11 protein-coding genes are annotated in these 15792 nt (G+C 42.7%); 1 reads left to right on the forward strand and 10 read right to left on the reverse strand.

The features are described 5' to 3' along the window. Positions 1 to 70: 70 nt before the first annotated feature. The 3 genes from ACZ42L_RS03115 to ACZ42L_RS03125 all read right to left on the reverse strand — a co-directional run bounded on the left by ACZ42L_RS03115 (position 71) and on the right by ACZ42L_RS03125 (position 5415). Positions 71 to 2989 (reverse strand): hypothetical protein, encoded by a 2919-nt coding sequence (locus ACZ42L_RS03115; protein WP_464716581.1) that lies wholly within the window; start codon positions 2987 to 2989, stop codon positions 71 to 73. Between the two features lie 4 nt (positions 2990 to 2993). After that, positions 2994 to 4169: a T9SS type A sorting domain-containing protein gene (locus ACZ42L_RS03120; protein ID WP_464716582.1), complete on the reverse strand. Its 1176-nt coding sequence runs from the start codon at positions 4167 to 4169 to the stop codon at positions 2994 to 2996. Positions 4170 to 4968: 799 nt separating this feature from the next. Beyond that, positions 4969 to 5415: a hypothetical protein gene (locus tag ACZ42L_RS03125; protein ID WP_464716583.1), complete on the reverse strand. Its 447-nt coding sequence runs from the start codon at positions 5413 to 5415 to the stop codon at positions 4969 to 4971. Between the two features lie 121 nt (positions 5416 to 5536). Here ACZ42L_RS03125 and ACZ42L_RS03130 point away from each other — a divergent pair, with 121 nt between their 5' ends. Beyond that, the gene (locus tag ACZ42L_RS03130) at positions 5537 to 6340 is read left to right on the forward strand and encodes an MBL fold metallo-hydrolase (RefSeq protein ID WP_464716584.1); all 804 of its coding nucleotides are present in this window, start codon (positions 5537 to 5539) and stop codon (positions 6338 to 6340) included. A gap of 3 nt (positions 6341 to 6343) precedes the next feature. On the opposite strand, the gene tamL is transcribed toward ACZ42L_RS03130, so the two are convergent. The 7 genes from tamL to ACZ42L_RS03165 form a co-directional block, all read right to left on the reverse strand. Next, positions 6344 to 8545: a translocation and assembly module lipoprotein TamL gene (gene tamL, locus ACZ42L_RS03135; RefSeq protein WP_464716585.1), complete on the reverse strand. Its 2202-nt coding sequence runs from the start codon at positions 8543 to 8545 to the stop codon at positions 6344 to 6346. Between the two features lie 127 nt (positions 8546 to 8672). Then, positions 8673 to 9350, reverse strand: coding sequence for a tetratricopeptide repeat protein (locus tag ACZ42L_RS03140; protein ID WP_464716586.1), 678 nt, complete (start codon positions 9348 to 9350; stop codon positions 8673 to 8675). 92 nt (positions 9351 to 9442) lie between these two features. Further along, a complete protein-coding gene (gene leuB, locus ACZ42L_RS03145) occupies positions 9443 to 10504 on the reverse strand; it encodes a 3-isopropylmalate dehydrogenase (protein ID WP_464716587.1) in 1062 nt (353 codons plus the stop codon). Positions 10505 to 10506: 2 nt separating this feature from the next. Next, entirely contained in the window at positions 10507 to 12039 is a 1533-nt protein-coding gene (locus ACZ42L_RS03150; protein ID WP_464706653.1) for an alpha-isopropylmalate synthase regulatory domain-containing protein, read from the reverse strand. Further along, positions 12015 to 12608 carry a 3-isopropylmalate dehydratase small subunit gene (gene leuD, locus ACZ42L_RS03155; protein WP_464700684.1) on the reverse strand — a complete coding sequence of 198 codons (594 nt, stop codon included), beginning with the start codon at positions 12606 to 12608 and terminating at the stop codon, positions 12015 to 12017. Before leuD ends, ACZ42L_RS03150 begins: the two co-directional genes overlap by 25 nt. A gap of 8 nt (positions 12609 to 12616) precedes the next feature. Then, positions 12617 to 14008, reverse strand: coding sequence for a 3-isopropylmalate dehydratase large subunit (gene leuC / locus ACZ42L_RS03160; protein WP_464700686.1), 1392 nt, complete (start codon positions 14006 to 14008; stop codon positions 12617 to 12619). 13 nt (positions 14009 to 14021) lie between these two features. Then, the gene (locus ACZ42L_RS03165) at positions 14022 to 15524 is read right to left on the reverse strand and encodes a 2-isopropylmalate synthase (protein WP_464700688.1); all 1503 of its coding nucleotides are present in this window, start codon (positions 15522 to 15524) and stop codon (positions 14022 to 14024) included. Positions 15525 to 15792 lie beyond the last annotated feature (268 nt).

Here is a 15792-nt window from a genome sequence, read left to right on the forward strand (position 1 = left end):
ATTGCCTTATCACTTTACCTTCACAATTCCTTTCCTTGTAAAGTCGGCTGAAGGAATCATACTCATTTTTTTAATGTTGGTAATGATAGTTATAACGTTCCAAAATTCTGTTATCTGGTCCTTTAATACTTATCAACCTCCCTAATCCGTCATACAGATATACGGTCTCCCTCATCGAAGGGTCATATGTCTGGATTGGTTGTTTTAGAGCTGGATCGTACAGGAAGGTTGTAACCAGACTTGTCGGAATCAGCAATCTGACTTTCGTAAGATATTGGCTAAGGACGGTATTGTCACTGCATTTTCCTATGCTGCTGATAAAGGCAGCACCTAACCGTAAGAGCAACTGGGCATATTCCATACCTTCTATCTTTGCCACCGGTAACATGTTGTCATATCCCCACAGATAGCATGTGGGATAATCGCCAGATTTGCCAGAAGAGGTGACATTTCCCCTGATATCATACGAGTTCTCAATGCGTAGCTTGTAAAGAGGCGTCCCTTTACCTTGGGCTGTATAGATACGGCTTAACAGCCCGTTACGGTCATATTCGTTTTTTACCCATTGACAGTTGCTGTTGTGTTGGGAATATACTTCTTGCACGTTGTTAATCATATTTTTCTGAAACATGGCAGCGTTGGTTGAAGCATCTATGTATTTATAGTTGACAGTCTTCGTACTTTTATCAGATTGTATAGCGGATTTCGTGGCTATTCTGAAATCGCTGTCACCTGTATACGAATATTTTTCCTGTATCGAAACAGAATCGTTCCCTAGATAAGAAGTGATTGTCTTCTCTGCAAGCCGTAAGTTAGATATGTGGACTTTACAGTCATAATACTCATAGATACGAGATGGCAGGAAATTGGGATGTGACTTCCTTATGCTCCTGATGATATGGAAATCTACATGTGATGCCAGTTGGCTGGAAACAAAGCGATTATTGATAACTGTCCGCCTAGTCGTATCATAGACATAGGTTTCGTTCTGCACTACTTTGTTGTCTGCATTATAGAGTATCTTTTTCTTTAGTTTGCCATACTGGGGATTAACAAACAGCTCACTTATAAAAGGCTCACCTGTACTCGTTACATTGTAGAGATGCCTTTTAGGTTTATCGTAATCATAGATATACCTTTCCTTATAAGAGCCTTTCTCTGACTCATAGTGAATATCTACTACCGGATAATGCACATTGATGTCTGCTCCCCAAAAGGGTTGGTTGCTGATGACGGTCTGCCATGTCCTGTAATAACCCATAGTATTTATAAAATGCAGATTCATGCGCCGTTTCAGATATAAATTGATATTGGCTGGATCATCGGCAAGCGATGCTGTGGAATAGCTGAACTGGCGTGTAACGCTCTGGCCCTCTCCACTTACATCCGTCATACGTTTGATACGAGGCCCGCCACCATATTCGGTTTTCTTGAGGATTGACAGATATTGCCCACTTTCATATTCAAGGATTGTATACCCTTTTGTAGGATAGATGACCTTGGTAAGAAGGTTGGCTTTACAACCGCCAGGATCAGCTTCAAACTCGACCGTGCCAAGTTCTATCTGCCGGGGAGCTTCGTAAAAGCCTTCGTAATCAAAGGTATATCCACCAGAAGCTGATAACGGAGTATAATAGATTTTCCTTTTCTGGGTACACATGCCGTCACGAGTAGAATAACGCCCCGTATAAAATCCCCAATAGTCTGAGCTGTAGTTAACCCATTTTTCTCTATCGTATTCGAACTGATAAACTTCAGGAGTAGTGTTGTCGCTTCCTTTGATAATAACAGATTTCAAGAGTTTTACAGGGACTCTGCCTGTCAAGCTCTCCATTTGGAAACTGATTTCCCGTACCAGTTTCGCTCCTCGTGTTATCCTTATCTTTTCTATGACACCATCATTGGCAATAAAAGACATAGTCTCATATCCAGCCGTTACTGTCTGGATTTCCTCTATTGAGTATGGATAGCAATATATATCTTCAATGACGCAGTCATTCTTCTTTGCTCCCATACACATTTCCAGATATTCTACGCCTGATGGAGGATAATGGGTACAAGGGTCTCCCTCTGGATGCAAAGCCCAATACTGTAACTTCAAATCCTCGACGCCATCGTAAACCGGAGCTCCCGGTGCTTCATCATATAGAATGCTGTGAAAGGAACCTAAACTATAGCCTTTCTGACTTGCAGATGTATATGTGAACAGGACACTTCTATTGGTCTGTGGGTCTGTTATCTTATGCAATTTCCAACCACATGCGGGGACACTGGGATCGCTCATGAATTCCTTGTATTTACCTCCGAATTCATAGATTATCCCTTTATTATCTGTAATGGTGAAATTCTCTAAGTCACTGTCAGTAACTATCTTGGCTTCAATATTGGGAGTCAGGTGGAAGTTGAACCGGTCTGAGAAACTGCCGTTTTCTCCCTTGCATTCCAGGAAGAATGAAGCTGCCGTGCCATTCGGCAGTGTGAGATCGAAAGCATCGCATCTCTCATCTCCAAAGTTCAACTCGTGATAATCACTTTCCTGGTTCTCATTGTATTCCTTGCCTGGTTCTATTATTCCCGAAGCTTCGTCAGGCTGTCCAACGATGCTTCTATTGATAGAGCCGCCACATTCGACGACCCACCCTAAACCGGAATTACCATCTTTTGCCTTGAAGGGCTGTACGTTATGAGTATGGTATCTGAGCGTGACAGGGACACTGATATTCCCGTAAGTAAGTGTATAAAGAGGTATTTCGATATGAGGGACTCCCGTAGAATAATCTACAGGTATATTCCCATAGACCTGAAAAGTCCTGGCCCGCGGAGACGGAGGAATGACGTCACGTTTGACGGACACTTCGGGAATATCCTGCGCCATACAAGGTATAAAAGCGGATAGAAGGCCAAGGGCCAGCACGTTTATACCATATCTACACTTGGCTGCGAGAAACCGATAACACATATTGGCTTGGATTATAAACTTCTCTTTCATGGCTCTATCTTTTAATGATTCTTTCGCTGTAGGTAGCTTCATTCACACGCACACGCAGGATATAGGTTCCTGCTGCCAGCTGGCTCATGTCAATCCTATATTCATGGGCACCACCTTGCACTCTTTCCGGTCCTCTCCGGCAGACCAGTATGCCAGACAGGCCAAACAAATCATAAGAGACCTCTGCCTCATCGGATATGTAATATTCGAAAGCCAGGCTTGTCCGTACCGGATTGGGATAGAAATTATAGCGGAAATGAAGTTCGTCCTCCATCGGATGCCGGACATCTTTTCTTCTCCCATTTCCTGACCGCCTGGCATCTTCCTGACGCAACTGCTCCTGTATCTTCCTGTTCTCGGCATCATCGGCCAGATAACTCTGTTCGTTGGGAGGATAATAGAAAGTCGTTGAGAAATAGGTGGTTTTCCCTTTGGCACGCATACCTCCCGCAGTCACAGTCTCGAATATTGGGTATCTGTAGCCGACAGCATACCATCTGTAGATATCTTCTTGAAGAATGGTCGTATCGTTGTTCAGAAATTCTTGAATCAACTGGTCGGAAAGGATTTTCCCGCTAAGGCTGTCTGCCTGCAATGTATCCTGTTCAGCGAAAGCCTGTACTTTCTCTGAAATGAATTTAGTGGTATGGACACGCATCACATGTTTCAGGGTATCGCCGCCAGGTAGTATCAGCAACCCATACGCATCGGCTACGGAATAGGATAAACCGGATGATGTCATATCCAGCTTACCACAATACTTACCTGTCCCGTAATAGCAGCTGCCGATACTGTCGCCATAGGCTAGTGGGAAGCGTAGCAATAATTCGGGCCTGGTATAGTGCATTCGTGTGGTCTGGTTCTCATAGCCAGACAACATCAATGAGTCACCGCGTGAGATATAATAGTAGCTTGTCTGGTGTTCAGTACCGACAATCGTATCGGCTGCACCCCTCAGCTGGCTATAATCAATATTGTATTTGGGGTTAACGGCATTCAGTTCGCTGAAGTTCCAAAACACATGAGTTCCATTCTTTCCTGGATGCTTGTATTCTACTTGTTGCTTGACAATACGGTCTGTAGGACGAGGTAGGTTAGTCGTCTTCAGGAGCTTATCCTGGGCGCCCAACCAACTGAAGATTCCTACCAATGATAAAAGACTAAGATAGAATCGTTTCATGATAATAAAAATATAGGTACGAATTGATTACTGCTGGTATATAGAGCCGACTGAACAAACGGCAGGATTATCTGCCGCCGGCCTAAAACCTGTCGCCGGCGTAGGGGGTATTCAGAAGACCATGAACGAACTGTGATAATGGACAGCCCATCCCATTCATAAGACAAACTTGTATCATTTCCATATTAATTACCATTTATATCAAGGTTGAAAAATACTTCTTGTCTTAATTTTTGTGCAAGTTAGGAAAAATATGGATAAGTTCCAAATAATTTGGAAAGAAAATGGAAATATAGTTCCACCCTGTCGGGCGAATTGACAATTGAGAATTGATGATTGAGAGATTAGGAGTTTGTAGGGACGCGGCATGTCGCGTCCGAAAGCAAGATAGTCACATACTCTCCTGTTCATGCTTGCACATTGCGCGACGAACATGGGGATTGGGTAGAGACGGTGTGTACACCGTCTCCTGTTGTCTGTTTGATTGATAATCAATGTCTTGCCTATGGAGACGGAGTACACTCCGTCTCTACCGTCATCCTATATTTATTGTGCAATGTAATATCTGACACTTGTTTGCAGACGCGGCATGCCGCGTCCCTACAATCCAATAAACCCTTACCTACCAATCATCCATTCTCAATTGTCAATCATTAATTCATTAATTAAAAACTCATAGACTCAAAAACTCACTAACCCAGACTCAAATTGCTGCAAGGGCTTGGCAGCGATGCTGAAAAGCCGAGGCAGCAATGCTGTTTGGCCTTTGCAGCATTACTGCAAGAGCCTTGCAGTATTTTTACCTGATTGGCCTTGGCAGTTCATCGAGTCTGACAAGCCATTTCCCTTTGGCATATAATACTGGCAAAGAAAACCTGGCATCTTGCACCATGTGTCCACTTGTGCCGATAGTATCCATATTGAAGAAGTTGCTGACCTTTACAGTGATGTGGACAAGAGAGTCGTTTTCCTTGTCTCTCGTATGCTCTTCGATTTCGATAGTGGGTGGCTCAGCCATGCTGCGGAGCATATCTACGTCTTCCTGTCTGACTTGACTGGCTGCATAGACAATCCACTTCCTGGATGTGTGGTGTACATATTTTAAGGATTTATGGTAGTCGTAATTAAAATATGCTGTGGCAAAAGAGTCGGCAATCCCACTACTATCCTTGTCAGTATCAAAAGCTCCACAAGCCATAAACAGGGGGAAGAGAGCTGTCACTGATAGGATAAACAGTGCTTTCATTCGATGAAATGCGATTCTTGTAAGCAACATATTAAAAACATTAAATATAGGACAAAGGTAAATAATTAATTTGTTGTTTTCATGTATTCTTTCTATTTTTGTACAAAATAAACGAAAAAGGATGTTGAAATTTGTATCTTTCGGTAGTGGCAGTAGTGGGAATAGTTACCTTTTGTATACAGAGACCGATGGGCTACTGATAGATGCTGGTGTAGGCATCAGGACTCTCAAGAAACACTTTCGAGAGTATGGTCTCTCGTTGAGCCAAATTCACCATGTCCTTATAACCCATGACCATGCCGACCATATCAAATCTGTTGGCAGCATCAGTTCGGATTACAACCTACCGGTATATTCTACCTTGAAAGTGCATGCTGGTATTGAAAAGAATTTCTGTGTAAGGAGAAAGATTGCTCCTCATTTCGCGAAAGTCATAGATAAAGATACGACGATTCAGATTGGTAACTTCAGTGTCACTCCCTTTGAAGTTCCACACGATAGCTCGGACAATGTAGGCTATAAAATAGTCTATGGCGGTGTGACGTTTTGTATACTGACAGATGTTGGGCATATCACGGAGCAGATGAAAGAAATCATCGGAGAGGCTAATTATCTTGTGATAGAGGCCAATCATGATGCAGAAATGTTGGCTACAGGTCCTTATCCGCAACATCTGAAAACCCGAATTTCCGGACCTACGGGGCATCTTAGCAATCTGGAATGTGCCAAGGCTTTGGCCGAGAATGCAACGGAAAAGCTCCGGTATGTGTGGTTGTGCCACCTGAGCGAGGAAAACAATCATCCTGTGTTGGCACAGAAAACCATAGAACAGACTCTACGCTCTTATGGTATTATTGCAGGGGTGGATTTTCAGGTGGAGGTGTTGAAACGTAAAATTCCCACCGGATATTTTGAATTGATATAATATCTAAAAGGGGAAGCCTACTGCGAAGTGGAAGGCAAAGTCCCTACTCCACTTCGGATGGAAGATGGCATAATGTTCTGCTTGTGTGGTATAAGCCGGGTTAATGGCTTTCATACCCATGTCGAAACGCAATATAAAATAATCGAAGTTCAGGCGTAAGCCAAGCCCATAAGCCACTGCTATCTGCTGATAGAATGTATTCAGTTTGAATTGTCCGCCTGGTTGCTCTGCATAATTCCTCAAGGTCCAGATATTACCTGCATCGACGAATATAGCACCGTTGAATTTCCAAAAGAGCGATGTGCGGTATTCCACATTCATGTCTAGTTTCATGTCGCCCGTCTGGTTGATGAAGTCTATTCGTCCGTCAGTACCTTTATACTTACCAGGACCTAGTTCTCGCACGCTCCATCCCCTCACACTATTGGCTCCACCAGAGAAATACCTTTTCTCGAACGGCAGTACCGAACTGTTTCCGTAGGGCCAGGCGATGCCTAATCCAAAGTGTAGCGCCAGTTGGTTGTGTAAGTCGAATTGTACTAAATGGGTAAAGTCGAAGTCAAATTTTGCATACTGTGCGTAGGCAATATTAAATAAGGTGTACTGTCCTTGAGCATTTTTCTTCGACCCGATGGCATGTGAAACCCCATTCAGTAAATTTCCGGCTGTCTCAATATTGGCACGTATGGCATTGATGCCGTCATTATATGTCACACCCATGCCAATCTTCATAATGAAAAGATCTTCATAGTTGTAACGGAGTATGGAATTACTGATACTGTCTAGATAGTTAAACTTGAATGTCTTACTAATCCAGGGCATGTGAACATAGTTGAGATCCAGTATGTCCAGTCGGTATGCCAAATGGTGGTGTGGTTCATTCCAACGATAACGCCATGCTGTGGTAAAGACTCGACGATGGAATTCTGGTCTGTTTTGCAGATTATAACTGACGGCCAACTCTGAAGTGGCATTGCTGTTTCGCTTAAATGAATTTGACAAGAATGGAGCTACGAACCGCGGAAATTGCAATTTCGTCTCAAGATTATACTCTACATAATTCTGGTTCTGATACCCCTCTAGTCCCGTAATAGCTTCAAAAGCTGCACGAAATTGGATGGTTAGAAGCTCCGACCCATGAAAGAGGTTTCTGTCTGAATAGATGAGTGAGGCTGCTGCACCTAAATCTCCCGCAGTATTAGTACCTTCGGGTTGAAAGGAGATAGTATTCGGCTTGTTGGTACTCAGTTTAATGTCACAATCCAGCCAAGAGCTGTCAGGAATCTCCTTAAAATTGATATTGGTATATCTTACGGTCTGCAATTTGGCAAAATTATTGTATGTCCGCTGTAGTTTGGAATAATTATACGGTTCGCCCACACGCATGGCCGTACTATTCTCCAAGACGCTTTTACGCAGGGGTAGCTTACCGTCTTCATTTTCGCTTAGATAAGATATATTTCGGATAGTATAGCGCTTGTGCTGAGTTTCGGGCGACTTGCTGTTTTCCCTATATGGCAAAAGGTGTAATGTGATGTTTATATCGTTGCTGTTCCTGGCCGAGTCGGCACTATAAATAATAAAATCCCGATGGAAACGATAATATCCCCTATCCATTAAAAACTGCGTGATGCGTCTGCGCTCTTGATCCAATTTGTCGACAGTGAATCTGTCACCAGCCTTCAGTTGAGCTTTTTGTGGCGCGGATTTCAGTAAATCAGCAATCAGGGTATCCTGAATATCATATTTCAAGGAACGAATATAGAAGGGAGTGCCGGGGGTGAGTATGTAGGTGACATACATCTTCTTCCCTTTTGTCGATGTCTTTAAGTCTACCTGAGCGTGCATATAGCCCATGTTTTGCATGGCACTCCGCAAGTCTGAACATGACAGGCGAGCCTGCACGGAATCAAATAATACCGGTCTTTCACCCATATTACGAAGAGTCCTGTTCAACCACTTTGTAGTGTCTTGTCCTGCCATAGAATAAGTTCCCAATGGTATCTTGAATAATGAAAACCATTTGGAATTGGGCTTCTGCCGAACATAAGTTGCCAGGGTCGCGGCATCAATATCTTTGGTTTCTGACTTCACGGTCACTCCCGATAGCAGATACTGATTATCAAGAATCAATCTCGATGCTCCACAAGAAGTGAACAAAGAGATGAGTAACAACAACAGATATTGAGAAAGCCTGCATTTCATAATCAATTGCAAACTTACGAAAAAACACTGAAAAAAGAAATTAATTCAATGAAAATAGGATAAATACTTATATATAAGGGGATTCATGCGATGGATAACTCTATTTTGCCTACCAAAGAATGGACTTTTATCCTTTTCTTATCCTGTCGTAGAATATTTTTAATCGCGCACGTGGAACTCCCCGTTTCTCTAGAGTATGCAGTTCTTCTATGGCCTGTTCATTCTTCTTCAATATGATACACAAATCTATATGATTGATGATATAGTCTATGTTCTCGGTATCGCGCTTCATAGCTTCGGCATAATCAAATTCTGCCAACTCATACATTTGTCGCTCTTTCTCTATGCCACCTCTGGCAGCATAGACGATAGCACTGTCAGGATAGGTTTCTACCATTTGGTTTATTTGGTCAAAAGCTTCTGTAAGATGCTGGTCTTTCTGATTGAGCAAGGCCAATCCTAACTGTGCCTGGAAATTTCCAGGAACGAGATATAGCAGATTCTCATAATCTAGTCGGGCAAAATTAAACCGTTTAAGCTTTTCGTTGACAAAGGCACGGAAATATAGGCCGGCAATATCTGTAGGCCTTGAGTTAAGAATCTTGTCCAAATCTTCTTTAGCATACTCCCATTGCTCCAGACGGATATTCCAAGATGCCTTTTTCAATCGGAGGTCTATGCTGTCAGGATAATATGCCAAACGTTCGGTTGCCAACTTCAAACTATCGCGTAATTGCGCATTGGTTTGAGCAGGCATAGCTTGTGTTGTCAGTAACATGATGAGACCAATAATCATTCTGTTCATGCTTGCAAAGATATGCAAAAAGGCAGATAGAACCGAAAGTACTATCTGCCTTTTAGAAATAATATATAAAAATTATTGCTTATTATTGGTTATCAAGCGTTTGCAATGTAATCTGCTATCCATTTTCCAACTTCTTCTGTGCCGTAGTGTTCGCCACCTTCAATCTGGATTTCCGGTGTGCGTACGTTGGCATCCAAACTGGCATCTACAGCCGTTCGTATCAACGCTCCCTCTTGGTTCAGTCCAAAGTGTTCGAGCAACATGGCGGCAGAGAGAATCTGGGCTACAGGGTTTGCCATATTTTTTCCCGCAGCCTGTGGCCACGAACCATGTACCGGTTCGAATAAAGGTGTATGTTCACCTAGAGACGCAGATGGCTGTAAGCCCATACTACCAGTGATGCAGCTCGTTTCATCTGTCAGAATATCGCCGAAGGTGTTTTCTGTTACTATCACATCAAAGAACCTTGGCTCAGTAAGTACACGCATAGCAGCATTGTCGATGAACATGTAGTCGGTAGTAACTTCGGGATAAGACGGTTCCATCTCTTTAGCAATCTGTCTCCATAGGCGTGAAGATGCCAGTACATTGGCCTTGTCGACAACCGTAAGGTGCTTGTTTCGTTTCATGGCATATTCAAACGCCACTTTAAGGATGCGCTCTATTTCGGGACGTGTATAGATATCCGTGTCATAAGCCTTGTCGTTATCTTGATACTTTTCGCCAAAGTACATGCCACCGGTTAATTCCCGTATAACGATGAAGTCGGCTCCCCTCAGCAATTCTTCTTTCAGAGGTGATTTATGAAGCAAGCAGTCAAATGTTGCAACTGGTCGGATATTGGCAAACAGTCCCAGCTTTTTACGCATAGCTAACAAGCCTTGTTCCGGACGTACTTTAGCTGTAGGATTGTTGTCGAAGCGCAAGTCTCCTACAGCTGCAAACAACACTGCGTCGGCAGTCATACAAACTTTAAAAGTCTCTTCTGGGAAAGGGTCGCCTACGGCATCTATTGCATTTGCCCCACAGATGGCTTCTGTATATGAGAACCGATGACCATATTTATTTGCTATAGCATTCATGACGGCTATACCTTGTTTCATAATCTCAGGTCCGATACCATCACCTGATAACACTGCAATCTTTAAATCCATATTTATTCTTCAATTAAATTTAACATTTTAAAAGTAGCCTTGATGGCAGCTTCTGTTTGGTCGGCATCAAGACCTCGTGTCCTAAAAACCTTTTCGTCTTGTCGCCATGTTATGACAGTTTGTACTAACGCATCTGTCCGACCACCTGGCGGAATGGATACTTGGTAATTGTCAAGAAGTGGGAACGTACGATTAAGACATTCTTTATATATTTTACGCAATGCACTTACAAAGGCATCATATTGTCCATCGCCTGTGGAATCAGCCTCGTATTCCTTTCCATTAATCTCGACCTTCAGGCTGGCAATGGGTCTCAATCCGTAAGATGTAGAGACCATATAGCTTAACAATTTCACCTTGTCTTCTGGTGCGTTATGCTTCAATACATCACTGACAATATAAGGTAAATCGTCCTGGGTAACAAGTTCTTTCCGGTCTCCGAGCTGTGTAATTCTGTTAGTGACAGCTTTGGTCTGTTCTAGTGTGAGTTCCAATCCCAGGTCCTTTAAATTCTGGATGATATTAGCCTTTCCGGAATTCTTACCTAGGGCATACTCGCGTTTTCGTCCAAATCTCTCAGGCACCAAGTCATTGCAATACAATCTGTCTTTGCTATCGCCATCGGCATGTACACCTGCAACTTGTGTAAAGACATAATCTCCCACCACAGGAGTATTTGGGGCAATGGCTATACCACTATAACCTTCTACAAGTCTACTCACATCGTTCAGCATTCCCTCATTGATATGAGTAATGGCATGGAAATGGTCTTTTAATATGACTTGTACGGATGCCAATGGTGCATTACCACTCCTTTCACCCAATCCGTTGACAGTGACATGAATGCCTTTTGCTCCACTCAATACCGCAGCCAACGAATTGCTGACAGCGAGATCGTAGTCATTATGTGCATGGAAATCGAAATGAATATCAGGATAGCGACGAATCATTTTGCGCAGAAATTCCAGACATTGCAGCGGATTTAGTATACCAAGGGTATCAGGCAAGAGAAAGCGACGTATACCAGTTACGGTATGAAGTGCATCCATCAGCTGATACACATACTCCGGAGAATCTTTCATGCCGGATGACCAATCTTCCAGATATAGATTGACAGAAACACCGACTTGTTTAGCATAAGCAACTTCCGACTTTATATCGGCGATGTGTTCTTCGGGAGTTTTCTTCAGTTGCTGTGTGCAGTGTTTCAAAGAGCCTTTTGCCAGTAAATTGATAACCTGACCACCACATTCACGAATCCAATCTATAGATTTGTGATGATCTACGAATCCTAAAACTTCTACTCTGTGGAGCATATCAACACTGGCGGCATAGCGACAAATCTTCTTGACGGCATCTTTCTCGCCATCAGAAACCCTAGCTGATGCCACCTCAATTCTGTCGACATTGACATCTTTCAGTAGCATTCTTGCTATCATGAGTTTCTCATGGGGCAAGAAAGAGACACCACTTGTTTGCTCTCCATCCCGCAGAGTGGAGTCCATGATTTCTATAATTTGTTTGCCTGCTCCCATTCTTCTATCTTATCTTTGCTTTGAATGAGAAAGTCAATATCGTCTAGCCCATTCATGAGGCAATGCTTTTTATAGGCATTGATTTCAAACTGTTCCGAACGGTTCGTAACGAGATTTGTTACTGTCTGATTGGGTAAATCGACTTTCACTTGGGTCTGATGGTCTTTGGCTATTGTATCAAACAATTCTTGCAAGAAATCCTCTGATACAACGACTGGTAATACAAAGTTATTCAATTCATTGTTTTTGTGGATATCTGCAAAAAAAGAACTGATAACAACTCTAAAACCATATCCAGCTATAGCCCAGGCCGCATGTTCGCGCGAAGAGCCAGAACCAAAATTCTTGCCAGCGACAAGGATACAGCCGCTGTACGAAGAATCGTTTAGAACGAAGTCCTCCTTTAAAGAGCCATCTTTGTTGTATCTCCAATCTCGGAATAGATTATCACCAAAACCAGCTTTGTCTGTAGCTTTCAGAAATCGTGCAGGGATAATCTGGTCTGTATCCACATTCTCCAATGGCAATGGGATACATGAAGATATTATAATATCAAATTTCTGTTTCATTATTGTTTCTATAAAGTTCGTGGATCTGTGATTTTTCCTGTAACAGCTGCGGCTGCGGCAACATAAGGTGATGCTAGTATAGTCCTACTGCCAGGCCCTTGTCGTCCCTCAAAGTTTCTATTACTAGTCGATACTGAATACTTTCCAGCCGGAATCTTATCGTCATTCATAGCCAGACACGCAGAACAACCAGGTTGGCGAATTTTAAATCCTGCTGCTTCAACTATTTTATCTATTCCTTCTTCACGAATCTGTTTGTCTACTGCCCACGAGCCAGGTACTAGCCATGCGGTAACGTTTTCTGCTTTCTTTCGTCCCTTGACAACAGAGGCAAAAGCGCGAAAATCTTCAATTCTACCATTTGTACATGCGCCAAGGAAAACATAGTCAATGGGGTGTCCCTGTAATTGTTCGCCGGGTGTAAATCCCATATAATCCAAACTTTTTAAGAAAGAAGCTTGTCCGGATTCTTCGATACTATTCAAATTGGGTATATTTTCAGAAATGCCAATTCCCATACCTGGATTTGTTCCATACGTAATGCGAGGCTCAATATCTGCTGCATCAAAACTCAATTCTTTATCAAATACGGCATCATCTCCACTCTTCAAAGTTTTCCAGTAGGCTAATGCTTTATTCCATTCCTCACCTTTGGGGGCAAACTCACGTCCCTTTAGATAGGCAAATGTTGTCTCATCGGGGGCTACGAAACCACCACGTGCTCCCATTTCGATGGAAAGATTGCACAGAGTCAGTCGGCCTTCCATGGTCATATCGCGAACCACATCCCCTGCATATTCCACAAAATATCCAGTAGCACCAGAGGTTGTGAGCTGACTCATTAAATATAATGCAACATCTTTTGGAGTAACAAAATTACCTAACTTACCATTGATATTAATACGCATACTCTTCGGCTTCTGCTGCAAGATACATTGTGAGGCCATGACCATTTCAACCTCTGAAGTTCCGATACCGAATGCGACAGCTCCCATTGCACCATGAGTCGAAGTGTGCGAGTCGCCACACACAATCGTCATACCCGGCAGTGAGAGTGCTTTTTCCGGTCCGACAACATGGATGATACCATTATCCTGTGTATTCATTCCATAATGGACAAGTCCAAAATCATGGGCATTTTTGGCCAATGTATCTACTTGCTTCTTGGATACAGGTTCTTCTATGGGCTTGTCTTGATCATGTGTCGGCGTGTTGTGATCAGGCATACAATAGATTTGCTCCGGTCTGAAACATTTCAACCCGCGAGTTCGCATATCGGCAAAGGCTTGAGGAGAAGTCACTTCATGACAATACAAGCGGTCTATATACAATTGGGTTGTCCCGTCTTCAACTATCTGAACAACATGCTTATCCCAAATCTTGTCAAATAATGTATTCATAAAAACCTAATGTTTACTTGTTCCTAAACTTATTGATACAGTCGATATATGCTTCTACAGAAGCCGTGACAATATCCGTATTCGCTCCAAAACCATAATATACGTTGTTCTCGTATTCTACTTGCATGTGAACCTTACCTACATCGTCAGAGCCTTTACTGATAGCCTGAATGGTAAATTCCTTCAGAATCATGTGTTTCTGAATAATTTTCTTCAGGGCATTGATGGCAGCATCGACAGGTCCGTTACCACTGGAAGCCTCTTCAAACTTCTGACCGGAAATATCAATCCCGATACTTGCTACACTACGTACACCTTTTCCTGTAGTGACTTGCAGGAAATCAAGTTTCACAGCATGAGCATCTGCCGTATCAGCTCCCGCTAGCATCAGGATGTCATCATCATTGATTTCCTTCTTTTGGTCGGCCAGTTTCAGGAATTTCTGATAGATATTATCTAACTTATTCTCGTCGCTCACGTCTACCCCATTTACATGAAGTCTGTATTTCAGTGCAGCTCTGCCGGAACGTGCGGTCAGTACGATAGAGTTATCATCTAGACCAACATCTTTTGGATTAATTATCTCATAAGTCTCTACATTCTTCAATACACCATCTTGATGAATACCGCTGGAATGCGCAAAGGCATTTCTACCCACAATAGCTTTATTGGGCTGGACAGGCATATTCATCAAACTGGAAACCATGCGGCTTGTCGGACAAATCTTAGCGGTGTTGATATTCGTATCAATGCCAATACCCTTATGACATTTTAGAATCATGGCAACTTCTTCCAAAGAAGTGTTGCCTGCACGTTCACCGATTCCGTTAATGGTAACTTCTACTTGTCGCGCTCCATTCAAGACCCCTTGCAGTGTGTTAGCCGTTGCCATGCCGAGATCATTATGACAGTGTGTGGAAATGATGGCCTTATCAATATTATCGACGTGTTCTATCAGATACTTTATCTTCTCTCCATATTCATGGGGCAGGCAATAGCCGGTGGTATCAGGGATGTTGACAACTGTAGCACCGGCAGCAATAACAGCTTCCACTACTCTTGCCAAATACTCATTGTCGGTTCTACCGGCATCTTCTGCATAGAACTCAACATCTTCCACAAACTTTTTGGCATAAGCAACGGCTTTGACTGCCCGTTCGAGGATTTCTTCTCTGGTTGAATTGAATTTATACTGAATGTGGCTGTCACTTGTTCCGATACCGGTATGAATACGTTTGCGTTTTGCATATTGCAAAGACTCGGCCGCCACCTCTATGTCTTTTTCTACGGCACGGGTAAGGGCGCATATTGTAGGCCAAGTCACGGCCTTGCTTATTTCTATGACAGAATTGAAATCACCAGGACTGCTAATTGGGAATCCGGCTTCTATGACATCGACGCCTAGTTGCTCCAACTGCTTAGCTACTTGAATTTTCTCAATCGTATTCAACTGACACCCTGGAACTTGCTCGCCATCCCTCAATGTCGTATCGAAAATGTATAACTTGTCGTTCATTATATATTATTTAAGATATTACTTAATGAAAAAGCCTTTCACACTAATGGAAGTGAGAAAGGCTTACATCTTTATACTCAAGGACTATCCAGATACCTCATCACTTCCTTCGACTCGCTGAAGTCGAATGCTAATAATGATGGTCTGTAGGTTTAGTGCTGTCATATTTGTTTTATTTTCTGCAAAAATAATAATATCATTCAATACAAACAAACAATATGTTACTTTTTTAATAGAGAATATTGTAAATCGCAACTTTTTAATGCCA

Source organism: Prevotella mikamonis (assembly GCF_055381405.1).

Coding starts and splice junctions, on each gene's coding strand:
- ACZ42L_RS03115 (WP_464716581.1), bottom strand. CDS start 2,989: ATGAAAGAGAAGTTTATAATCCAAGCCAATATGTGTTATCGGTTTCTC.
- ACZ42L_RS03120 (WP_464716582.1), bottom strand. CDS start 4,169: ATGAAACGATTCTATCTTAGTCTTTTATCATTGGTAGGAATCTTCAGT.
- ACZ42L_RS03125 (WP_464716583.1), bottom strand. CDS start 5,415: ATGAAAGCACTGTTTATCCTATCAGTGACAGCTCTCTTCCCCCTGTTT.
- ACZ42L_RS03130 (WP_464716584.1), top strand. CDS start 5,537: ATGTTGAAATTTGTATCTTTCGGTAGTGGCAGTAGTGGGAATAGTTAC.
- tamL (WP_464716585.1), bottom strand. CDS start 8,545: ATGAAATGCAGGCTTTCTCAATATCTGTTGTTGTTACTCATCTCTTTG.
- ACZ42L_RS03140 (WP_464716586.1), bottom strand. CDS start 9,350: ATGAACAGAATGATTATTGGTCTCATCATGTTACTGACAACACAAGCT.
- leuB (WP_464716587.1), bottom strand. CDS start 10,504: ATGGATTTAAAGATTGCAGTGTTATCAGGTGATGGTATCGGACCTGAG.
- ACZ42L_RS03150 (WP_464706653.1), bottom strand. CDS start 12,039: ATGGGAGCAGGCAAACAAATTATAGAAATCATGGACTCCACTCTGCGG.
- leuD (WP_464700684.1), bottom strand. CDS start 12,608: ATGAAACAGAAATTTGATATTATAATATCTTCATGTATCCCATTGCCA.
- leuC (WP_464700686.1), bottom strand. CDS start 14,008: ATGAATACATTATTTGACAAGATTTGGGATAAGCATGTTGTTCAGATA.
- ACZ42L_RS03165 (WP_464700688.1), bottom strand. CDS start 15,524: ATGAACGACAAGTTATACATTTTCGATACGACATTGAGGGATGGCGAG.